This is a genomic window from Methylobacterium sp. 391_Methyba4, from assembly GCF_029691625.1.
Taxonomy (GTDB): Bacteria; Pseudomonadota; Alphaproteobacteria; order Rhizobiales; family Beijerinckiaceae; genus Methylobacterium; species Methylobacterium fujisawaense.
The window spans coordinates 6021269-6044041 of the sequence record NZ_CP121475.1; the positions used below are offsets into that span (position 1 = coordinate 6021269).

The following is a 22773-nucleotide window of genomic DNA, read 5'->3' on the forward strand; positions in this document are numbered from 1 at the left end:
GCGCGCAGCGTCAGTTGAGCTTCAGGCCGGTGAAGCGCACGAGCCCGTCCGGGTAGGGTACGAAGCCGGTGATCTTCTGGCTGTAGGCCCAGAGCAGCTTGCGGTGCAGAATGTAGATGCCGGGCCGGTCCTTCAGCACCTGATCGGCCAGGGCCTTCCAAGCGGCCTTGCGCTTGGCCGGATCGATGGTGCCGCGTTCGGCCTGGAGGGCCGCGTCGGCCTCCGGGCTGCAGTATTTGGGATAGTTCAGCGCCGCCTTGCAGGCGAGGAAGCTGTAGGTGTTCCCGTCCGGGTCGGACCGGCCGCTCCAGGAATAGAGCTGCGCCTCGTAATTGCCCTTGTCGGCGGCATCGAGCGCCGTGGTGAAGTCCACGGCCTGGATCTTCACGTCGAACCCGGCTTCCTTGGTCATCGCCTGGATCACTTGGCCCACCTGGGGCGACTCGCTGTTGGCGTAGACGGTGAGCGTGATCTGCGGGTTCGGCTTGCCGGCCTCGGCGAGCAGGGCCTTGGCCTTGGCCACGTCCCGCTTCGGGATCGGGTATTCGGCGACGTAGTTCGGGTTCTTCGGGTTGACCCACTGATTCCCGGCCAGGAACTCGCCGTTGTAGACGACCTGATTGATGGCGTTGCGGTCGATGGCGGCCTCGAAGGCGGCGCGAACCTTCGGGTCGGCCACCGGCGAGCCGGCCTTGTTGGGATTGAACAGGATCTCCTGGAAGCCGAGTTCGGTGGTGGACTCGAGCTTCAGCTTGGCGTCGCGCTTCACCTGCGGAACGTCGGTGGGGGCGAGCCGCTCCAGAAGGTCGAGCTGTCCGGCGCGCAGGTTGGTCAGGCGCACCGTGGCGTCGGGGATCGGCCGGAACTCGATCCGCTGGATGTGGATCGCGTCCTTGTTCCAGTAGTCGGGGAAGCGTTCGACCACGATCCGGTCCTGCGGCACCCGCTCGACGAACTTGTACGGCCCGGCGCAAACCGGCGCGGAGGCGAACTTGTCGCCGAGCCGCTCGGCGGCCTTCGGCGAGACCATCATGCCGGCCCGGTCGGTGAACTGCGCCAGCAGCGGCGCGAAGGGCTGCTTCAGGTTGATGCGGACGGTGAGGTCGTCGACCACGTCCACCGAGTCGATCGGCGCGATCTCCGAGCGGCGCTGCGAGCCCGGCATCGTCCTATGCCGCTCGATGGAGTACTTGGCCGCGGCCGCGTCGAGCTTCTCGCCGTCATGGAACAGCACGCCCGGACGCAGGTGCAGGGTCAGCGCCTTCTCGTCCGGCGACAGCTCCCAGGAGGTGGCGAGCTGCGGCACCGGCTTCAGGTCCGGCCCGATATCCACGAGCTTGTCGCACAGGGCGGCGAAGACCATCCGGCTCGCGAAGGTACGGGCGAGCGTCGGGTCGAGAGCGTCCGGATCCTCCATCATGCCGTAGCGCAGGGTCTGCGCGGCGGCGGGCCCGGCGAGGGTAAAACCGGCAAGGAGGCAGGCGGCGAGACGCAACATGAGACCAGTCCGGATGCAGGCGGAGAGGGCGGCACGGATCGGCCGCAGCCGATCCGGGAGACGGGCGACACTGTCGCGCAGCCTCCTGGCATGCACAATCCCAGGCAGCATCCATGCCATGCGGCCAATCTGCATCTTGTATTCGGTTTTCCGTGGCAATCTGGCCCGGGCCTCCCGGATCGGGCCGGCGCCGCATCCGATCGGCGCCCCCCGCAGGCCCGGCGCCGACCGCGTCCGCGATGCGAAGGTCCGGCTCGAGAGGGATTGTACAGGGCCCGAGATAAATCCAATTTTATAGATCGCCTGAACAACCCGGAAAAATTTTGGGCCGCAAAAGACAGCCTGTGTATTCCTATTGATGATGCAGGTGTGATGGTCCGGCGGCACGTCGTCATGTTGCCTGCGTTGTGCTGGAACCAGCGCCGTCGCGACTTCTACGCCGTGACCGCCGACGTCTCGACGGAGGGGATCCGCTTCCGCTCCTCCTCGCTGTTGGCGATCGGCGAGGATCTGACCTGCAGCATCCGCCATGTCGGGACTCTGGAAGCGCGCATCGCCCAAGTGGCCGGTCAGGAATTCGTCGCCTGCGTCCGGGGTGGCCGCGCGATCCTCGCCGACCTCGCCCGACAGTTCGTGACGCTGGCGCGCGCCCAGGACCTGCAGCCGGAGCCGATCCGAGCCCACAAGCGGATCGTGCCGAAGCAGAAGATCGTCCAGGTCACCACGGCCTCCGGCCAGGCCTTCCTGGGGCATGTGCTCAACGTTTCAGCCTCCGGGGTGGCGCTGCTCGTCGACCACGAACTCGAGATCGGCGCGACCATCCAGGTGGGGCATAAGGCTGCGACGGTGATGCGCCACTTCGCGCACGGCGTCGGGGTCGCCTTCACGGAGCCGTTCGAGCCGGCTGCGGTCCACGAGGCGATGTCGTTCTGACGCGCCGACCCGGGGCGGCCTGATCCGGGGAGGCGCCCCGCGGCGATGGCCGCCGGCCCCTCGCAGCAGCGGTGGAACGGCGCTACATCTTCGCAGATCCAGCGAAGGATTTCCGATGAAGCGTCTGCTCTCCTCCCGACCCGCCGCGTCCCTGGCGCTCCTGCCGGCCGCGCTCATCCTGCTGCCCCAGGCGGCGCTCGCCCATCCGGGCCACGGAGCCGCGACGGGCGCGGAGGCAGGCTTCCTCCACCCGCTGATGGGCGCCGACCATGTGCTCGCGATGGTGGCGGTCGGACTCCTCGCCAGCCTGCGCGGCGGACGCGCACTCTGGGCGCTGCCCCTGTCCTTCCTGGCGCTGATGAGCGTGGGGGCCGGCCTGGGCATGGCCGGTTTCGGGCTGCCCCATGTCGAGGTCGGGATCGCGCTCTCCATCGTCGTGTTCGGCCTTGCCGCCATCATCGGCCTGCGCGCGCCGGTCGCCCTCTTGGCCGGCTTGGTCGGCGTCTTCGCAGTGTTCCACGGCTACGCCCACGGGACCGAGATGCCGGAGACCGCCACAGGCCTGACCTTCGGACTCGGCTTCCTGGCGGCCACCGCGCTCCTGCACGCGGCCGGGATCGGCCTCGGCGTCGCGGCGGCCCGGATCGGGGCGACGCGGGCGGCGCCGACCCTCGGCGCCGGCCTTGCCGCGGCCGGTCTCGCCCTTCTGGTGCTGCCCGCCTGAGTGCGGCGGCCGATAGGGTCCCGGGGCGAGCCTCCGCCGCAGGCGAAGGGCCGCGCCTGAGCATTCGCATCGATCTCGGGCCGGGGCACCGCCTCGGTCCCGGCAAGGTGCGGCTTCTGGAGATGATCGCCGAGCACGGCTCCATCGCGGCGGCCGGCCGCGCGCTCGGGATGTCGTACCGGCGGGCGTGGATGCTGGTCGAGGCGATGAACACCGGTTTCGGCCGGCCCGTGGTCGAGGCGCAGACTGGCGGGCGGGCCGGAGGGGGCGCCCGCCTCTCGGACTTCGGAACCGATGTGGTCCGTCGGTACCGGGCCATCGAGGCGGCCGCGGAGGCCGCGGCCGCCCCGTTCCTGGGGCGGCTCGGGCAGGTCGGGGACACGTAACCGCCCCGGGCCCGGGCGCGATATCCGGGGTGCGATGTCACAGGCCCCCCGGGGCTGACCTCGCCCCACGCCGCCCCACGTCCCGCCGGTCGCATCGATCCCGGCGGCAGGAAAAGGACCCGACATGACAAAGTTACCGACGCTCGTCCTGGCGAGCCTGCTGGCCGTCGTCACCGGCGCGCAGGCGGCCCCGAAGATCGAGCGCCTGCGCGGCACCGTCGAAGCGGTCTCCGGCGATGGCTTCACCGTGAAGACCCTGGACGGCGCGTCGGAATCCGTGGCGCTCGCCCCCGACGCGAAGGTCTCCTGGGTCGTCCCGTCGAGCCTGGACGCGATCAAGGACGGCGTCTTCATCGGCACGGCCACCAAGGGCGAGCCCCCGGTGGCCCTCGAGGTCGTCCTGTTCCCCGAGGCGATGCGCGGCACCGGCGAGGGGCATTACGACTGGGACATGATTCCCGACCGCACGGCGGCCGGGGCGCCGGTGAAGAGCGCCATGACGAACGGCACCGTGAAGGCGGACGTGCATGCGACCGCGCCGGACGCGCCCCGCGTGAAGAGCGCGATGACCAACGGGACGGTCAAGGCGAGCAGCGGCAGCGCGGAGCGGACCCTCACGGTTGATTACGGCCAGGGCCAGTCCCTGCAGATCCTCGTGCCGCCGCAGGCGCCGGTCGTCAGCTTCGAGCCTGCCACCGCGTCGGCCGTCGCACCCGGCGCTAAGGTCTTCGTGATCGTTGCGCGCGGGGATGACGGCCGCGTCACCGCCCGGCGGGTCGCCGTCGGCAAGGACGGCCTGACGCCGCCCATGTGAGGGAGATCCGCCGGCGCCCCGTCGCCGGCGAATCGCGAGACGCTGATGCGCCGCCCGGCCCGGGATCCGAGTCGGGCGGCGTCCTGCCTGTCGACGCGGCACATAAGCCTGTCAGGACAGCATTCGTGCACATTGCACGACCCGTTGCCGACTAAATCACCCGGGGAATGTTGCGGGGCCGCAACATCACTCTGGAACTGCCAAGGCGCTCACGAATCCTCGTTGCTCGCCGAAACCCGTTCGCACATGGTGATCGTGCACGGGGGCATCGCCAAGCGAGAGCCCGCAGGAGCCTGCCACCTAAGACGCGGGCCAAACCTACAGAACGTGCGGCTAGACCCGGACAACCGGGCACGTCCGCATCATTGGGTCTCGAAGCTTTGGAGATGTCTATGAAGCTCTTGAAGAGCTCATTGCTCGGGTCTGCTGCTGCGTTCGCGGCGGTAGGCGCAGCTCATGCCGCCGACCTCCCGGTCAAGAAGGCGGTTCCGATCGAGTACGTCCGCGTCTGCGGCGCCTACGGCGCCGGCTTCTTCTACATTCCTGGCACCGACACCTGCCTGCGCATCTCGGGCCGCGCCCGGTTCGAGGGCGGCTACATGACCAGCTACTCGCGCCAGGGCAGCAACGGCGACACGTCGGGCTACCAGGGCCGCTTGCGCATCAACATGGATGCCCGCACCCAGACCGCCTACGGCACGCTGCGCGCCTTCGTCCGCCTCGATGCCGGCTCCCGCACCGGCTACTCCGGCGTCGGCACCTCCGGCACCCAGCAGCGCATCGGCCAGGCCTTCCCGGGCCTCGGCATCGACCAGTTCGGCCGCGCCCAGCAGTTCGTGAACGTCGACAAGGCCTTCATCCAGTTCGCCGGCATGACCGCCGGTCGCGCCTCGTCGTTCTTCGACTTCTACGCCCACGACTTCGAGTTCGCCGGCGCCACGCTCGGCTCCGACATCGCCTCGACCAACCTGCTCGCCTACACGGCGACGTTCGGCAACGGCCTGTCCGCCACGATCTCGGCCGAAGATCCGGTCTTCCGCCGCAGCGTGATCTTCTCGCAGACCATCAATCCGGCTGGCGTGACGGTCAACGGCAACCTCGCGAACTTCGCACAGACGTCCTCCCCGGCCGAGGTGTTCATCGGCTACACCAACGGCGTGCCGACCCGGTACAGCTTCGTCGACGTGATCCAGCGCTCGCGCATGCCCGACTTCGTCGGCGCCCTGCGCCTCGACCAGGCCTGGGGCTCGGCTCAGGTCTCGGCCGCCGTCCACGAGCTGAACGTCGGCAACGTGGCGAACGGCGCCGGCACCGGCACCGGCTCGAACATCAGCATCCCGCACGCCAGCAACTCGTACGGCTGGGCGGTGCAGGGCGGCCTGAAGATCAACACGCCGTTCATCGCGCCGGGCGACGCCCTCTACCTGCAGGGCGCCTACGGCTCCGGTGCCCAGATGTACACCGGCTACTGCGCCTTCAGCGGCTGCTACTCGCAGAACCCGGCCACCATCCAGGGCCAGAAGTTCGCGCAGTACATGAACGACGCGACGCTCAACCCGTTCACGGGTCAGCTGGAGCAGTCGACGAGCTTCACCGCGACGGCCTCGTACCTCCACTATTGGTCGCCGGAGTGGCGCTCGGCCTTCTTCGGGTCGTACGGTGAGATGAGCTACGGCAGCGGCGCTCGTCTCGCCCAGGGCGCGGCCTTCGCGCTGGCGAACAACACCGGTGGCAACTCGTTCGGCGTGAACGGCGTCGGCGTGCCGGGCACCCGGTTCTTCCAGCTCAGCGAGGCGCTGCGCGACACCTACCAGTTCGTGGCGGGCGGCAGCATCATCTGGTCGCCGGTGAAGGACCTCGATATCGGTGTCGAGGGCTTCTACACCCAGATCGGCGTCAAGAACGGCCGCGTGATCGACCGCGACAAGAGCCCGACCGCTTACGCCAACGTCGCCGGCATCAACAACGGCACCTTCGTGCCGCGGACCACGACGGCGGACAGCGTCTCCACCTTCCGCTTCCGCGTCCAGCGCGACTTCTAAGCCGCTTTACCGGCGCCGGGGCTTCGGTCTCGGCACCGGTCCCCGTGCTTCAGGAACCTCAAGGCTCGGCTTCGGCCGGGCCTTTTTCGTTGTGGTCGCCCTTTTGGACGCGCGAAGCGGCGCGTCGCCACGCGGCCTGATCGAGCTCCACAATCGCGCCTGTCGAGAACGGCGCCGAAGCAATTCGGCCGCCCTCCGGCGCCCGTCCCGGCGCACGCAGGCGCCATCTCGCTTCCCCCTTCCCGTATGCGTCGAACCGAGGCGTCGGGCCGTCCCGCCGCCTGTTCGGGTCCGGGCCGCACGCCTCTCCACGCCGACGCGGAGCGCGGGTCCGCCTGCTTCGGCAATTCGCGGGACCGCGGATTCCGGGTCGAGAGAGCCGCGCCATCGGCGCACGATCCCCTCTCTCGCCGCCCCGTCCGCGAGCGAAGCCGGGACCCTGTGTCGGGATGAACCGGCCGTGCCCTGGGCCGGGTCAGGGCCCGCGATCCCTTCTCAATCCTGATCGACGGCCCGGACGAGGGCCGCTCGCACGCCGAATCGGCGCCCCGGAATCACGCCGCGCTGCGGGTCCGTAGCGGCCTTCGGCCCGGTCCGTCGCGGCTGCTCCGGCGACGCGGAGTGTCCGGAACTGGCGTTTGCAGCCGCCTCGGGCGGAGGGATTTCGCGAGCCTCTGCGGTGTCTTTGATCGATGAGATGGCCTCCATCGGGAAGAAGACACTCGATTATTTTGCGGAATGAACAAAGCAAAAATCCAATACGGCTTCTGTATTGAAAGAAGAAATGTTGCCGATCTACAACAAAAACATAAGCGTTTCTGCGGCGTCAGGTTTTATGTTGCTCTGATATGTTCATGCGCACAGTGTTGTCGGCGTATCTTCTCGGCTTGGGACGAAATCAGTGAACGGAGACCCGGATCGGACTCTGTGTTTCCCAAGGGGGAGATAATTACTCTTTCGTTGTGTCGTAAATATTGAGGGATCGGGGGGTCTCAATGAACTATTTGGAATCGGTATTGCTCGGGGCCGTGGCGGCGATCACGACGGTGGGTGTCGCAGAGGCCGCCGACCTGCCGGCCAGGACGGCGGTGCCCGTCGCGTATGTCCGCGTCTGCGGCGCATACGGCCCCGGCTTCTTCTTCATCCCCGGCACCGACACCTGCCTGCGGCTCTCGGGGCGCGCCCGTTTCGAGGGCGGCTACAGAACCAGCTACGGGCGGCAGTTCGGCACGAACCTCGGCGACACGGCCGGATTTCAGGGCCAGATGCGCATCAACCTCGATGCCCGCACCCAGACCGCCTACGGCACGCTCCGCGCCTTCGCGCGCCTCGATGCCATCGCGCGGACGGGCTACATCACGTCCGGGACCCAGCAGCGCATCGGCAACGCTTTTCCGGGCTTGGGCATCGACCAGTTCGGCCGCGACCAGCAGCACGTGAATGCCGACAAGGCGTTCATCCAGTTCGCAGGGCTGACCGCCGGGCGTGCATCCTCGTTCTTCGACTTCTACGCCCACGATTTCGAGATCTACGGTGCCACCGCTGGCTCCGACGTCGCCTCGACGAACCTGCTCGCCTACACGGCGACGTTCGGCAACGGCCTGTCCGCCACGGTCTCGGCGGAAGATCCGGTCTACCGTCGCAGCCCGATCTTCTCGCCGACCAACAATCCGGCGGGTCTCCAGAACAATGCGACGCTCGCGAACTTCGCGCAAACCAGCGCACCCGCGCCGGTGTTCATCGGCTACACCGACGGTTTACCCTCGCGGTACAGCTTCGTCGACGCGATTGAGCGCTCGCGCGTGCCCGACATCGTCGGCGCCCTGCGCCTCGACCAGGCCTGGGGCTCGGCTCAGGTCTCGGCCGCCGTCCACGAGCTGAATGTCGGCAACGTGCAGAACGGCGCGGGTATCGGCACCGGCTCCAACCTCAGCATCCCGCACACCAGCACCGCGTATGGCTGGGCGGTCCAGGGCGGCCTGAAGATCAACACCCCGTTCATCGCGCTGGGTGACGCCCTCTACCTGCAAAGTGCCTACAGCAATGGCGCGCAGATCTATGCCGGATATTCGGCCTTCGCCGGGAGCTATACGCAAACCAGCGCCGGATATCATGGACAGAAATTCAATCAGTATTTTTCGGATGCGACGATCGATCCGTTCACCGGCCAGCTGCGGGAGTCGCGGGCCTTCTCGGCGGTCGCGTCGTTTCTGCATTACTGGACGCCGGAATGGCGCTCGGCCTTTTTCGGATCGTACGGCGAGCAGGATTTCGATCGGAGCGCCCGGCTGGGGCAGGGCGCGATCTTCGGACTGGCGAATCCGAGAGGCGCCAACAGGTTCGGCGCCAGCGCCGTCGGGTTGCCGGGGACACGGTTCTACGCGCTCAGCGAGGCCCTGCGCGACACCTACCAGGTCGTGGCGGGCGCCAGCCTCATCTGGTCACCGGTCCGCGATCTCGATATCGGCGTCGAGGGCTTCTACACCCAGGTCGGCGTGAAAAGCGGCCGCGTGATCGACTTGGACAAGAGCCCCACCGCCTACGCCAACGTCGCCGGCATCAACGCCGGCACGTTCGTCCCGCGCACCGTGACGCAGGATTCGGTCTCGCAGGTCCGCTTCCGCGTCCAGCGCGACTTCTGATCGGCAAAGCCGGTGGCGGCGCGCTGTCCCGCCGCTTGCCGCCGTGCCCGCCGACTTCGAAGCCCGGCACCCAGCCGGGCCATTGTCATGCGCACAACGATGGAGAGTGGTCTTTAATCCCGGCTTACGGGACAGGTGGCGCCCTTTGTTCCGCGGGTCGCGTTGCCGCCCATTCTCGACGCTGATACGCCGAATGTCACTTTATCTCCGCCGACCGTGCGGGACTCGACGGACCGCGTCCCATCACGCGGCCGCGACGGCGCGGCGAAAGGCGAAACGGCCCGCAGGCGGCGAGATATCCGGGGGGACGCCATGACCAGCACCGCTTCGACGAGCCCGATCCCATCACCGTCGAAAGGCCGTACCCGAGACGGGCGCGCGACCCGGTTCTGGCCGGACGTGTGGTGGCGCCTCATCGACCTCAAGATCGGCATCATACCGCTGCCGATCTTCGTCGTGCTGGCGATCCTCCTCACCGTTCTGGTCCAGGAGGGCGAGATCAAGCCTGACGGGCCGACCATGATCGCCGTCCTGGTGATGGGCGGCTTCACCTGCGCGGAGATCGGCAAGCGGATCCCGATCCTGAAGAACATCGGGGCCGGCGCGATCTTCGCGACCTTCATCCCCTCGGCGCTGGTCTACTACGCCCTGGTGCCGCCGCAGATGGTGAAGGCGATCACCGATTTCACCAAGTTCACCAACTTCCTCTACATCTACATCGCCACGATCATCGTCGGCTCCATCCTCGGGATGGACCGCGAGGTCCTGATCAAGGGCTTCCTCAAGATCTTCGCGCCGCTCGCCCTCGGCTCGGTGGCGGCGGCCCTGGTCGGCACGCTGGTCGGCACGCTCCTCGGCCTCGGCCCCTACAAGACGTTCTTCTTCATCGTCGTGCCGATCATGGCCGGCGGTGTCGGCGAGGGGGCGATCCCGCTCTCCATCGGCTACGCGGCGATCCTGGGCGTGCAGCAGGGCGTCGTCTTCGCTCAGGTTCTGCCGCCGGTGATGCTGGGCTCGCTCACGGCGATCATCCTGTCGGGCACGCTCAATTCCGTCGGCAAGCGCTACCCGCACCTCACCGGCGAGGGGCGGCTCCAGCCCGATTCGGACGAGATGAAATCCAGCGATGCGCAGGCCAAGTCCGAGGCCGCACGCGGTCAGATCGACCCCGCCACGATCGGCGCGGCCGGGCTGACGGCGATCACCCTCTACCTGCTCGGCGTCATGGCCCACCACCTCGTCGGCCTGCCGGCCCCTGTGGCGATGCTGTTCCTGGCCGTGTTCGCCAAGCTCGCCAGCGCGGTGTCGCCCCATCTCCAGGCGGGCGGCTTCGTGGTCTACAAGTTCGTGCAGGTCTCGATGACCTACCCGCTGCTCTTCGCCATCGGCGTGGCGATGACGCCCTGGCACGAGTTGATGGCCGCCTTCACGCTGGTGAACCTGATCACCATCGTGTCGACCGTGGCGACGCTGATGACCGTGGGCTTCGTCGTCGGGCGCTGGCTCGGGATGTACCCGATCGAGACCGCCATCGTGAACGCCTGCCACAGCGGCCAGGGCGGCACCGGCGACGTGGCGATCCTCACGGCGGCCAACCGCATGGCGCTGATGCCCTTCGCGCAGATCGCCACCCGGATCGGCGGCGCGCTGACCGTGACCGGCACCATCATCGCCATGAAGTGGATCGGTGCCTGACGGGCACCCGGAAAGGACGTCGTCATGGCCGGTGATCCCGGGGCCGTCGAGGCCACCCTCAAGTCCAGGATCGGAGCGATCCTCCGCTCGACCAGCGGCAACTTCCTGGAGATGTTCGACTTCTTCCTGTTCGGCTTCTACGCCACCTATATCGCGCGGGCGTTCTTCCCGGCGGGCAACGAGACCACCGAGCTGCTCCTGACCTTCGGCACGTTCTGGCTCGGGGCGCTGATGCGGCCGCTCGGGGCGATCGTGCTGGGCGCCTATATCGACCGGATCGGCCGCCGGAAGGGCCTGATCATCACGCTCGCGATCATGGCGAGCGGCACGGTGCTCATCGCCTTCTGCCCGAGCTACGACACGATCGGCGTCGCGGCCCCGCTGATCGTGCTCGCCGGGCGCCTGCTCCAGGGCTTCTCGGCGGGCGTCGAGATCGGCGGCGTCTCGATCTACCTGTTCGAGATCGCCACGCCCGGGCGGCGCGGCTTCTACACCTCGTTCCAGTCGGCGAGCCAGCAGGTGGCGATCATGTTCGCCGCCTTGATCGGCTACGGGCTGAACGCCTTCCTGACCAAGCAGCAGATCGGCGATTTCGGCTGGCGCATCCCGTTCCTGATCGGCTGCCTGATCGTGCCGTTCATCTTCTTCATCCGGCGCTCGCTCCAGGAGACGCAGGAATTCGCCAAGCGGACCCGCCACCCGACCACCCGCGAGATCCTCACCACGGTGGCCGCCAACTGGCGGATCGTGCTGCTCGGCATGATGCTGACCACGATGACCACGGTGACCTTCTACATGATCACCGTCTACACCCCGACCTTCGGCAGGAACGTCCTCAAGCTCACCGAGACCGACAGCCTGATCGTGACGCTGTTCGTGGCGATCACCAACTTCATCTGGCTCCCGGTGGGCGGAGCCCTGTCGGACGCGATCGGGCGCAAGCCGGTGCTGCTGACGATCTCGACCCTGTCGCTGCTGACGACCTACCCGGCGCTGCACTGGCTCGTGGCCGATCCGACTTTCGGCAAGATGCTCGCCGTCGAGCTGTGGTTCTCGTTCTTCTTCGGCGTCTACAACGGCGCGATGGTGGTCTCCCTCTCCGAGGTGGTGCCGGCCCATGTCCGCGCCAGCGGCTTCTCGCTGGCCTACAGCCTCGCCACCGCGCTGTTCGGCACGGCCACGCCGATGGTCTCCACCTTCCTGATCGAGAAGACCGGCGACCGGGCGGCGCCGAGCTACTGGCTCATGGCGGCGGCCGCCTGCGGCATCGTCGCGACGCTCGCGCTGTTCCGGGGCCGGCCGAGACTGGGGCGCGTACCCGCCCACGCCTGAGGGCGATCGCCGCTCAGCTCTCCTGCCAGATCCGGATCCGGGCCTTGAACGCGGCCCGGATATGCGCCCGGGCCGCCGCTTCTGCGCCGTCTGCATCGTGCGCCCGGATCGCCGCCACGATGGCGGCATGTTCGGTGAGCGACTCCGCGGCGCGGTCGGGGGCCGCCAGCGTGGTGGCGCCCGGCAGCAGCACCAGGGACAGGCGCATCGTCTCCAGCGTGCTCTGCAGGAAGCGGTTGCGCGCCGCTCCGTGGATCTGCCGGTGGAACAGGCGGTTGGTCCGCGCGAGCGCCGGCGCGTCCCCCAGCAGCGTCCGGTCCCGGGCGACCATCTCCTCCAGGATCTCGGTCTCGACCGCGCTCGCATGGATCGCCGCGAGGCGGGCGGCCGTCCCCTCCAGCACCTCGCGCAGATCGTAGAGTTCGCTCACCTGCCCGTAATCGAGCTGCGCCACGCTGGCGCCCCGGTGCGGTTCGTGGGCGACGAGGCCCTGCGCCTCCAGCCGGCCCAGCGCCTCGCGCACCGGCGTGCGGCTGATCTGAAACCGCTCGGCCAGCTCCGCCTCGCGCAGGCGGCTGCCGGGCGCGAGTTCGCCCTCCTCGATCGCCCGCAGCAGCCGCTCATAGGCGCCGGCGCCGCTGGAGCGCTCCGATTCGCTCGCCTTCATTCCCGGCTCTCCTCGGCTTGGCCATAGCCCGAAACCGACGCCGCCGAAACGCTTGCGGCATATTGCATGCACTCGTATACAATAACGCGAGGCCGAACGGCGAAGAGGAGGTTGGCATGCAGCGCCCGGGCGACGCGCAGTGGGACGTGGTGGTGGTCGGGTCGGGAAACGCCGCCATGAGCGCCGGGCTCGCCGCCCTGGAGCGCGGCGCCTCGGTGCTGATAATCGAGAAGGCCGAGCGGGATCTGGCCGGCGGCAACACCGCCTACACGGCCGGCGCCATGCGCTTCGTCTACGCGGGCAACGACGACCTGATCCCGCTGCTGGCCGACCCCGAGGATCCGCGCCTGCCGCGCACCGATTTCGGCGCCTATACGGCGCAGACGTTCGAGAAGGACTTGCTCGGCTTCAACGACGGGCGGCCGCTGTCGCGCGAGCAGCGCATCCTGATCGACGAGAGCGGCGCGGCCCTGCGCTGGCTGGCGACGCAGGGCGTGAAGTTCGAGCCGATCTACTCTCGGCAATCCTTCGAGAAGGAGGGGCGCTTCGTGTTCTGGGGCGGCCTGACGCTCGCCACCCACGACGAGGGCTTCGGCCTCGCCCGGACCGAGTTCGAGGCCTTCACCGAGGCCGGCGGTACGATCCGCTACGGCTGCCCGGCCACCGGGCTGACCGTCGAGGACGGACGCGTCGTCGGCGTGGAGACGCCGCAGGGAGCCTTCCGCGCCAAGGCCGTGGTGCTCGCCTGCGGCGGCTTCGAGTCGAACGCCGCCCTGCGGACGCGCTTCATCGGCGAGGGCTGGGACAAGGCCCGGGTGCGCGGCACGCCGCACAACCAGGGCGACGGGCTCCAGATGGCCCTGGACCTCGGCGCGAAGGCCCACGGCTTCTACGGCGGCTGCCACGCCACGCCGATGGACCTGCACACGCCCGATTACGGCAACCTCGACCTGCCGCACGGCGAGCGCAAGCACTACCGGAAGATCTGCTACTTCCTGGGGCTGATGCTCAACGCGAACGGCGAGCGGTTCGTCGACGAGGGCAAGGATTTCCGCAACTACACCTATGCCCAGTTCGGCCGCGCGATCATGGAGCAGCCCGGCCACGTGGCCTGGCAGATCTTCGACGCCAAGGTCGATCACCTGCTCTACAGCGAGTACCGGTTCCACGACGCGCATTTCGTCGAGGCGGATACCCTGGACGGGCTCCTCGACAGGCTCGACGGCATCGACCGCGCAGCCGCGAAGAGGACCATCGCGGATTTCAACGCCGCCGTGGACGGGACCGTGCCGTTCGACCCGACCGTCAAGGACGGGCGCGGCACGAAGGGTCTCGCCCTGCCGAAGTCGAACTGGGCCCAAACGATCGAGACCGGGCCGTTCAAAGCCTACCCGGTCACCGGCGGCATCACCTTCACCTATGGCGGCGTCGAGGTCGGCGACGATGGCGGCGTGAAGCGCGAGGACGGCCGTGCGATCCCTGGCCTCTACGCCTGCGGCGAGATGGTGGGCGGCGTGTTCTTCAACGGCTATCCCGGCGGCTCGGGGCTGACCTCCGGCGTCGTGTTCGGCCGCCGCGCCGGCTACGGCGCCGCCGCGGGGGCGCGGGGCTGAGGACCCTCGGCCGAGCGCGACAGGCTCCGTCTTCCGTGGGGGCTAGGGTGCTTGCCCATCGGCCCGGACCGGGCCCGACGCGCGCCCCTTTCCCGCGTGGGGGAGGGGACCCGCGCGTCCTCCTGTGCCCGCGCTGCCAGACTGAGGTGTGAATCCGGTCGCCCGCAGAGGGGGGAGGGCGCGTGGGAGACCCGTCCGATCCCCGCATCTCGACCCCGCGCCCCCTGTCCGAGCCGCCTCGGCGGGCGTAGAAGCCCGCCCATGCCCGCCCGACACGCCGTCTTCACCATCTCCCGCGGCGTCCCGTTCCTTCCGACGCTCGCCGAGGCGCTGCTCTCCGGCCGGCTCGTCGGGCCGGTCGCGGACGATCCGCTGGCGCTCGCCGCCGTCACGATCTACCTGCCGACCCGCCGCGCCGCCCGGGCGCTCGGCGCGATCCTGGCCGAGAGGCTTGGCCGGGACGCGCCCGGTCGGGCCACCCTGCTGCCGCGGATGATTCCCCTCGGGGAGGCCGACGAGGCGGAACTCGACCTCGCCGCCGAGCCGCTGCTGGAGGCCAACGCCGATCCCCTGAGCGCGCCGATGCCTCCGCTGGAGCGCCGGCTGATCCTCGCCCGCCTCGTCCAGGCCTGGGCCAAGACCGTCGACCGGACCCTGCTGCCGCTGGACGCCGAGGTGCCGTTCCTCGTGCCGTCCTCCCCGGCCGACGCGGTCGGCCTCGCCGGTGATCTCGAACGGCTGATGGACGCCCTCACCGTCGAGGGCCTGCCCTGGTCGGAGATCGGCGCCGCCGTCGAGGCCGAATATTCCCGCTACTTCGGCCTGACCCTCGACTTCGTGAAGATCGCCGCCGAGAACTGGCCGAAGCTTCTGTCCGAGCGGGGCCTCGCCGATCCCGTCGCCCGCGCCCGCGGCCTCGTGCTCGCCGAGGAGCGGCGTCTGTCGCGCAATGCGACGCCGGACCCCGTGATCGTCGCCGGCTCGCTCGGCTCGGTCCCCGCCACCGCCCGCCTCATCGCCGCCGTAGCGAAGCTGCCGCGGGGCGCGGTGGTGCTGCCCGGGCTCGACCTCGACCTCGACGCAGCCGGCTGGGACGGCATCGACACCGGCGAGGGCTTTTCCCGCGTCATCGCGCACGGCCACCCGCAGGCGGTGCTGCACCGGCTGCTCGGGCCTGAGAACCTCAACCTGGACCGCGCGGAGATCGTCGCCCTCGGCGCGCCCGACGCCGGCCAGGCTGCGCGGGCCGCGCTCCTGTCGCAGGCTCTGCGGCCGGCCGACACGACCGACGCCTGGGCCGCCCTCGACCCGGCCGAGCGCGACACCGTCGCCCGGCGCGGCCTCGAAGGACTGGCGCTGGCCGAGGCCGCCGACGAGCGCGAGGAGGCGCTGGTCGCGGCGTTGGCGCTGCGCGAGACCCTCCAGACCCCCGGCGCCACCGTGGCCCTCATCACGCCCGACCGGGGGCTCGCCGGCCGGGTCGCCGTCGAACTCCTGCGCTGGGGCATCGTCGCCGAGGATTCCGCCGGCCTGTCCCTGGCCGGAAGCCCGGCCGGGCGGCTCGCCCGGCTCGCCGCGGAACTCGCCGCCGATCTCGCCCGCAGCCAGGCGGACACGATCCCGGCCCGGCTGATCGCGCTGCTCTCGCACCCGATGGTCCATCTTGGTCTGCCACGCGCGGAGGTGGTCCGGGGTGCCGCGGCCCTGGAGATCGGGCTGCTGCGTGGCCCGGTTCCGGCCCCGGGTTTCGACGGCCTGCGCCATGCCCTCGCCGCCGAGCGCGCCGGACCGCCCGAGCGCCGACCCCGGGCCAAACGCCGCCTGAAGGATATCGACTGGGACTTGGCCGCGGACCTGCTCGACCGGCTGGATCTGGTGTTCCGGGATTTCCCGGGCCCGGACGGGACGGGGGCGTGCGACCTCGTGGCGACGGCTGCACGCCATCGGGAGGCCTGCGACCGGCTGATCGCCGGGCCGGAGGACGCCCCCGAGGAGGAGCCGGACGGATCCCTGTCCTGCCTCGACGCCCTGTTCGACGATCTGGAGATGGCCGAGCCCGACCTGATGCCGGGTCGGTTCGACGATTACGCCACCTTCTTCACGTCGCTTGCCCGGGAACGCACCGTCGCCTGCTCGGGCGAGGCGCCGCATCCGCGACTGCGCATCCTCGGCCTGCTGGAGGCGCGCCTGCTCTCTGTCGACCGGGTGGTGCTCGGCGGGCTCGACGAGGGCGTCTGGCCGGTGCGCACGCTGACCGATTCGTTCCTCAACCGGCCGATGCGCGAGCGGGTCGGCCTCAACCCGCCCGAGCGGCGGATCGGGCAGATGGCCCACGATTTCGTGCAGGCGCTGGGCTGCCGGGACGCGGTGATCACCCGGGCCCTGAAGCGCGAAGGCGCGCCGACCGTGCCGTCGCGGCTGATCCAGCGCCTGCGCGCGCTCTCGGGCGACGCAACCTGGGAGACGGTCCTGGACGCCGGGCGCCGGTTCAACGGCCTCGCGGCCCGGCTCGACGCCGCCCCGCCGGAGCCGCGGCTGAAGCGCCCCGCGCCCAAGCCGGACCCGGCGCTGTTTCCGCGCTCCCTCAGCGTCACCGAGATCGAGACGCTTGTGCGCGATCCCTACAGCATCTTCGCCCGCCACGTGCTCGGGCTCGACCCTCTCGATCCGCTGGCGGCGGCGCCGAGCGTCGCGACCCGCGGCTCCCTGGTGCACGAGGTTTTCGCCGAGTTCGCCCGCCGGCATCCGCAGGATCTGCCCCCGGATCCGGCAGAGCGCCTCCTGAACCTCGCGGTGAACGCCTTCGCGGAGATCGAGGCGGAGTACCCGAACCTCTACGCCGAGTGGTGGCCGCGCTACGAGCGCATGGCCGCGGCCTATCTCGACTGGGAGACGCAGCGCCGGCCCGGGCTGAGCCGGATCCACCCCGAGGTTTCCGGGCGCTGGGTGATCCCGATGGGCCGGGAGACCTTCACGCTGCGCGCCCGGGCCGACCGGATCGAGCTGCGCCCGGACGGCACTGCCTGCATCGTCGACTACAAGACCGGCACGCCGCCCTCTGCCAAGCAGATCTTCTCCGGCTTCTCGCCGCAGCTCACCCTGGAGGCCGCGATGCTCATGCACGGCGCCTTCGCGGATCTGCCGGCCGTGACGGTCACGCCGGACCTGTTCTACGTCCACGCCTCGGGCGGGCGTAAGCCCTTCGTGCCGGTGCCGGTGAAGCCGCCGAGAGGCGAGGAGCGCGCCGTCGCGGCGATCGTGGCCGAGCACGCCGAGCGGCTGCGGGGTCTGGTCGCCCGGTTCATGACCGGTGAGGCCGCCTATACGGCGCGCCCCTATCCGCAATACGCCAGCAAGTACGGCGCCTACGATCACCTCGCCCGGGTGCTGGAATGGTCGCTGGGCGGGGAGGAGGGCGGGGAGTGACGCCGTCCCATCGGGCCGAACTCATCCCGCCCGCGCCCGCATCCTGAGACGCCGGAGCGCCGCTAACGCCTCGAAGGCGGAGTCCGCACGGCGCCGCGATCCCTGGGCTCCGCTTTCGAGGCGGTTCCGCTGCACCTCAGGATGCGGGGATCGGCTGGCAGGCGCGTCCCCCGGGGCTCAGAAGAACGCCTGCAGCCCCGTCTGCGCCCGGCCCAGGATCAGGGCGTGGACGTCGTGGGTGCCCTCGTAGGTGTTCACCGTCTCGAGGTTCTGGGCATGGCGCATCACGTGGTACTCGCCCATGATGCCGTTGCCGCCGTGCATGTCCCGAGCGGTGCGGGCGATGTCCAGCGCCTTGCCGCAATTGTTGCGCTTGACCAGCGAGATCATCTCCGGCGCCATCTTGCCCTCGTCCATCAGCCGCCCGACCCGCAGCGAGGCCTGGAGGCCCAGCGCGATCTCGGTCTGCATGTCGGCGAGCTTCTTCTGGACGAGCTGGGTCTGCGCCAGGGGGCGACCGAATTGCTTGCGCTCCAGCGTGTAGGTGCGGGCGCGGTGCCAGCAATCCTCGGCGGCGCCCATCGCGCCCCAGGAGATGCCGTAGCGCGCCCGGTTGAGGCAGCCGAACGGCCCCTTCAGCCCCGAGACGTTCGGCAGCAGCGCGTCCTCGCCGACCTCGACGCCCTCCATGACGATCTCGCCGGTGGTGGAGGCCCGCAGGGACAGCTTGCCCTTGAGCGTCGGAGCCGAGAGGCCCTTCATGCCCTTCTCGAGGACGAAACCGCGGATCGCGCCCTCGTGCGCGTCGGACTTCGCCCAGACCACGAACACGTCCGCGAAGGGCGCGTTCGAGATCCACATCTTGGCGCCGGTGAGCCGGTAGCCGCCGTCGATCTTCTCGGCCTTGGTCTTCATGCCGGCCGGATCCGAGCCGGCATCGGGCTCCGTGAGGCCGAAGCAGCCGATCCATTCCCCCGAGGCGAGCTTCGGCAGGAACTTCTGGCGCTGCTCCTCCGAGCCGTAGGCGTGGATCGGGTACATTACGAGGGAGGATTGCACGCTCATCATGGAGCGGTAGCCGGAATCCACCGCCTCGACGGCGCGCGCCACCAGCCCGTAGGCGACGTAGGACGCGCCGGCGCATCCATACTCCTCCGGCAGGGTGACGCCGAGGAGGCCCAGTTCGCCCATCTTCCGGAACAGGCCCGGATCGGTCGTCTCGTTCGCGTAGGCCTCGACGATCCCGGGCAGGAGCTGCTCCTGCGCGAAGCTCTGGGCGACGTCGCGGATCGCCCGCTCATCCTCGGTGAGCTGATCCTCCAGCAGGAAGGGATCGTCCCAGACGAAGCGGGGCGAGGCCGGGGCCGACGGGGAGGCGCTGCCCGGAGGGCGCATCGGAGCGTTCATCGAAATTCCTCGCCTGCAGGGATGCGCCGGGCCTCGCGGACCCGCGCTTGCGCCTACCCTAGACCCGGAAAACGCCCCGTCCAACGCGCGCGGTGACGCCGGGGCGCCGCCGTCACGCCCGGCCGAGGAGCATCAGCCACGCCAGAGTGGTGAGCGGCGCCAGCAGGGTCGAGACCAGCACGGAGGCCGCCACCATCCCGGTCTCGGTCTTGTAGCGCGCCGCCAGCAGGTAGGCGTTGATCCCCACCGGCATGGCGGCGAACAGGGTCGCGACGCCCGCATAGGCGGCCGGCATCGCGAAGACGTGGAAGGCCAGGATCCAGACCGCCAGCGGGTGCAGGAGGTTCTTCAGGAGAGCGATGACCAGGGCGCCCTTGAGGTCGAACAGCACCCGGTAGCGCTTCAGGCCGGCTCCGAGCGCCACCAGCGCACAGGTGGAGGCGGTGCCCGCGAAGGCGTCGATGAGCGATCGGGCGATGCCCACCGGCGCGAGACCGAGCCCCTTCATCGCCATGCCGATCAGGAGCGCCACGAAGATCGGGTTGCGCAGCAGCACCAGGGCGAGCCCCCGGATCCGCGCCAGGACCGGCAGGCCGGAATCGGATTCGATCAGGAAGGTGGCGCTGCCCATCATCAGCGGCAGGTGGACGGCGAGCAGCATGAACAGCGGGAAGGCGCCCTCCTCGCCATAGGCCTGGAGGATCATCGGCACGCCGACGAACACCGTGTTCGACTGGCTCGCCGCGAAGCCGTGCAGGATGGCGCCCCGCCGCTCGATCCCGGCGCGCCGCCGGGCGATCAGCGTGCCGACGAACCACGAGATCGCGGCGCCGCCGAAATACGCGACCCAGTAGGACCATGTGACGGTCCCGCTCATGCCGGGCTTGGTCAGCGTGGCGATGATCAGGGCCGGGACGGCGACGGCGAAGACGTATTCCGACAGACCGTCGCTCACCTTGTCGGAGAGAAGGCCCGCGAGGGCTGCCGCCCAGCCGATCAGGACGATCCCGAAGATCGGGGCGATGATGGCGAGGGCGTTCACGGATCCGGGCGACGTGCGGGAAGGCGGGGATGACCGCCCTTAGCACGCCGCCTCGGTCCTATGCCTCGGCGCCGGGAGAATGGCTCGTCGGCGCCCGCCGCGGCCGGGACGGTCTCCGGCGCGCGGGCCTATTTGTTCTCCAGCACCTTCATGGGATCCGTGCGCTGGCTCGCGGGCGGCTCCTTGGTGAGGCTGGCGGCGCCTTCGCGCTGCACCTTCACGTCCCGCGGCGAGCCCGGACCGCCCACCGCGCGGCCACCCTCGTCGCTCTGCGTCGGCACGGTACCGGAGGCGAGTTCCAGGCAGGTCACCATCTCGACGTAGGACGGATAGCCGCCTGCCTTGAACTGATCCTCGCACTGGCGCTTGGCGGCGGGGGTGTAGCTGCTCCAGTGCCGCTCGGCCTCCTTCCGGGCTTCGCGCTCGGAGCGGAGGCAGCCGTCGTAATTCGCCTTGTCGCTGATGGACGTGTTGGTGACCTGCGCCGACTGGCAGGTCCGCTCGACATCGAGAGTCGGGACGGCGTCGGCGCGCGCCGGGAGCGAGGCGAGCGCCAGGGTGAGCAGCGCGAGGGTGCCGGGGACCGTCGCGCGGAAACGGGTCGTCATGTCGTCGGACTCGCGATCTGTGGCGGCGTGCGCCGTCGGAACTGCCGGCACAACGCGCCAGGAACCCGTTCGGCACCAACCACCCTCGACAATCACCCCCCGTGGGCGCTGCGCAGAGCCTGGTCGAGATCGCCGTACAGGTCCTCCGTGTCCTCGATGCCCGTGGACAGGCGCAGGAGATCCGGCGGGCAGGGGCTGCCCGGGCCCTCCACCGAGGCGCGGTGTTCGATGAGACTCTCGACGCCGCCGAGGGAGGTCGCCCGCTTCCAGAGCCGCACCCGCGCCGCCGTGGCGATGGCGCCGGCCTCGCCGCCGGCCACCCGGATCGACAGCATGAAGCCGAAGCCGTCCCGCATCTGACGGCGGGCGATCGCGTGCCCGGGATCGTCCGGCAGTCCCGGATAGAGGACGTGGGTCACGAGCGGGTGCCCGCTCAGGCGCTCGGCGAGCCGCAGGGCACCCGCCGATTGTGCCGCGGCCCGCAGGTGCAGGGTCCGCAGCGAGCGCATCAGCAGGTAGGCCTCGAAGGGCCCGAGGATGCCGCCGCTGCCGGCCCGGATCCCCCGGATCCGATCCCAGAACGCGTCGGCCCGCGCGCCCGCCAGCACGCCCGCCACGACGTCCGAATGGCCGTTCAGGATCTTCGTGGCCGAGTGCATCACGATGTCGGCGCCGCGTTCCAGGGGACGCGTGTGCACCGGCGAGGCGGCCGTGGAATCGACGGCGAGCCGTGCCCCCGCCGCGTGGGCGATCTCGGCGGCGGCGGCGATGTCGGTCACCGTCCAGAGCGGGTTGCCGGGGGTCTCGATCCAGACGAGCCGGGTCCGGCCGGGCGCGACCGCGGCGCGCAGGGCATCCAGATCGGCCGTGTCCACGAAGGTGAGCGTCAGGCCGCGCCGGGGCGCCTCCTCGCGCAGCCAGCGCTTCAGCGCCCAGTACATGACCGTGCCGGCGACCACGTGGTCGCCGGGCTCCAGGGCGCCGAACACCGCGGTCGCCGCTGCCATCCCGGAGCCGAACAGCAGCGCGCCGGCCTCCGCACCCTCCAGCATCGCCAGGACGGATTCGGCCTCGCGCACCGTGGCGTTGTCGGGCCGCGCGTAGCTGTAGCCGGAACTGTAGCCGTTGTCGGGATCGCGGATGAAGGTGGTCGAGACGTGCAGCGGCATGACCACCGCCCGCGTCCCGGGCTCGATCCGGCCCATGGCCTGGGCCGCGAGGGTTCGGGGCGTGAATCCCGGCGCAGCGTCGCTGCGGCTATCCGACGGACCCTGCGGCGCGTTAGGCAGTGACATCTGGCGATTCTCGGCGGATGGAGACGGCCGCGTGCCACGGCGCGTGGGCCCCGGCAAGCCACGCCCGCAACCCGCGCCTGCAAGCCACGCCCGCAAGCCCTGCCCGGTGGAGACGAACGATCATGACGGCCGCCATACACGTCCCCCAGGGGGCGCCTCTGTCGCGCTGGCTACGGCTCGCCGCCGCGATCCTGCCGGTGGCGGCCACCGCGGTGGTCGGCTCGATGGCGACCCAGGCCGAGATCCCGGGATGGTATGCCGGCCTGAACAAGCCGGTCTTCAACCCGCCGAATTGGGTGTTCCCGGTCGCGTGGACGATCCTCTACACGATGATCGCGATCGCACTCTGGCGGCTGCTCGGCACCATGCCGCGCACCGGACCGAGCCGCACGGGCTGGTGGCTCGCCCTGGCGGCCTTCCTGGTGCAACTGGTGCTCAACGCCGCCTGGACGCCCGTCTTCTTCACCGCCCACGCGATCGGCGCGGGGCTCATTGTCGTCGCGATGCTGCTCGTGATGGTGCTCTGGACCATCCGGCTGTCCTGGCGGTTCGACCGGATCGCCGCGTGGCTCCTCGTGCCCTACGCCGCCTGGGTGGGCTTCGCGACGCTCCTCAACGCGGCGATCCTGCGGATGAACTGAGCGCGCAT

17 protein-coding genes are annotated in these 22773 nt (G+C 69.9%); 11 read left to right on the top strand and 6 right to left on the bottom strand.

The window, feature by feature from the left end; translation table 11 throughout:
• Positions 1 to 10: 10 nt before the first annotated feature.
• Positions 11 to 1498: an ABC transporter substrate-binding protein gene (locus tag P9K36_RS28420; RefSeq protein ID WP_111473434.1), complete on the bottom strand. Its 1488-nt coding sequence runs from the start codon at positions 1496 to 1498 to the stop codon at positions 11 to 13.
• A gap of 393 nt (positions 1499 to 1891) precedes the next feature.
• On the opposite strand from P9K36_RS28420, the gene P9K36_RS28425 reads away from it, so the two are divergent.
• The 8 genes from P9K36_RS28425 (at position 1892) to P9K36_RS28460 (ending at position 12066) form a co-directional block, all read left to right on the top strand.
• Positions 1892 to 2431 carry a PilZ domain-containing protein gene (locus P9K36_RS28425; RefSeq protein WP_078947135.1) on the top strand — a complete coding sequence of 180 codons (540 nt, stop codon included), beginning with the start codon at positions 1892 to 1894 and terminating at the stop codon, positions 2429 to 2431.
• A 115-nt stretch (positions 2432 to 2546) separates the two neighbouring features.
• Positions 2547 to 3155 (top strand): HupE/UreJ family protein, encoded by a 609-nt coding sequence (locus tag P9K36_RS28430; RefSeq protein ID WP_052083771.1) that lies wholly within the window; start codon positions 2547 to 2549, stop codon positions 3153 to 3155.
• Positions 3156 to 3262: 107 nt separating this feature from the next.
• Positions 3263 to 3541 (top strand): LysR family transcriptional regulator, encoded by a 279-nt coding sequence (locus P9K36_RS28435; protein ID WP_244447716.1) that lies wholly within the window; start codon positions 3263 to 3265, stop codon positions 3539 to 3541.
• A gap of 124 nt (positions 3542 to 3665) precedes the next feature.
• Positions 3666 to 4355 (top strand): hypothetical protein, encoded by a 690-nt coding sequence (locus P9K36_RS28440; protein ID WP_043385596.1) that lies wholly within the window; start codon positions 3666 to 3668, stop codon positions 4353 to 4355.
• Positions 4356 to 4747: 392 nt separating this feature from the next.
• Positions 4748 to 6397, top strand: coding sequence for a porin (locus P9K36_RS28445; protein WP_043385593.1), 1650 nt, complete (start codon positions 4748 to 4750; stop codon positions 6395 to 6397).
• Between the two features lie 995 nt (positions 6398 to 7392).
• On the top strand, positions 7393 to 9039 hold the full coding sequence (locus P9K36_RS28450; protein ID WP_043760185.1) for a porin: 1647 nt from the start codon (positions 7393 to 7395) through the stop codon (positions 9037 to 9039).
• Between the two features lie 312 nt (positions 9040 to 9351).
• The gene (locus tag P9K36_RS28455) at positions 9352 to 10734 is read left to right on the top strand and encodes a 2-hydroxycarboxylate transporter family protein (RefSeq protein WP_043760186.1); all 1383 of its coding nucleotides are present in this window, start codon (positions 9352 to 9354) and stop codon (positions 10732 to 10734) included.
• Positions 10735 to 10758: 24 nt separating this feature from the next.
• On the top strand, positions 10759 to 12066 hold the full coding sequence (locus P9K36_RS28460) for an MFS transporter (protein WP_043760188.1): 1308 nt from the start codon (positions 10759 to 10761) through the stop codon (positions 12064 to 12066).
• 13 nt (positions 12067 to 12079) lie between these two features.
• Here the strand turns inward: P9K36_RS28460 and P9K36_RS28465 are convergent, their stop codons facing one another.
• Positions 12080 to 12733, bottom strand: coding sequence for a GntR family transcriptional regulator (locus tag P9K36_RS28465; protein ID WP_043357372.1), 654 nt, complete (start codon positions 12731 to 12733; stop codon positions 12080 to 12082).
• 116 nt (positions 12734 to 12849) lie between these two features.
• Here P9K36_RS28465 and tcuA point away from each other — a divergent pair, with 116 nt between their 5' ends.
• Together tcuA and addB are read left to right on the top strand one after the other, a co-directional pair.
• Positions 12850 to 14346, top strand: coding sequence for an FAD-dependent tricarballylate dehydrogenase TcuA (tcuA, locus tag P9K36_RS28470; RefSeq protein WP_043760189.1), 1497 nt, complete (start codon positions 12850 to 12852; stop codon positions 14344 to 14346).
• A 261-nt stretch (positions 14347 to 14607) separates the two neighbouring features.
• Positions 14608 to 17772 carry a double-strand break repair protein AddB gene (addB, locus tag P9K36_RS28475; protein WP_043760192.1) on the top strand — a complete coding sequence of 1055 codons (3165 nt, stop codon included), beginning with the start codon at positions 14608 to 14610 and terminating at the stop codon, positions 17770 to 17772.
• 177 nt (positions 17773 to 17949) lie between these two features.
• Here the strand turns inward: addB and P9K36_RS28480 are convergent, their stop codons facing one another.
• From P9K36_RS28480 to P9K36_RS28495, 4 genes are all read right to left on the bottom strand, one after another.
• A complete protein-coding gene (locus tag P9K36_RS28480; protein WP_043760194.1) occupies positions 17950 to 19179 on the bottom strand; it encodes an acyl-CoA dehydrogenase in 1230 nt (409 codons plus the stop codon).
• Between the two features lie 112 nt (positions 19180 to 19291).
• Positions 19292 to 20221, bottom strand: coding sequence for an AEC family transporter (locus P9K36_RS28485; RefSeq protein ID WP_043760196.1), 930 nt, complete (start codon positions 20219 to 20221; stop codon positions 19292 to 19294).
• Positions 20222 to 20349: 128 nt separating this feature from the next.
• A complete protein-coding gene (locus P9K36_RS28490; protein ID WP_052083772.1) occupies positions 20350 to 20829 on the bottom strand; it encodes a hypothetical protein in 480 nt (159 codons plus the stop codon).
• Between the two features lie 92 nt (positions 20830 to 20921).
• Positions 20922 to 22124, bottom strand: coding sequence for an aminotransferase class V-fold PLP-dependent enzyme (locus P9K36_RS28495; protein ID WP_111473433.1), 1203 nt, complete (start codon positions 22122 to 22124; stop codon positions 20922 to 20924).
• Between the two features lie 122 nt (positions 22125 to 22246).
• On the opposite strand from P9K36_RS28495, the gene P9K36_RS28500 reads away from it, so the two are divergent.
• Positions 22247 to 22765, top strand: coding sequence for a TspO/MBR family protein (locus P9K36_RS28500; RefSeq protein ID WP_043760199.1), 519 nt, complete (start codon positions 22247 to 22249; stop codon positions 22763 to 22765).
• The last annotated feature ends 8 nt before the right edge of the window (positions 22766 to 22773 follow it).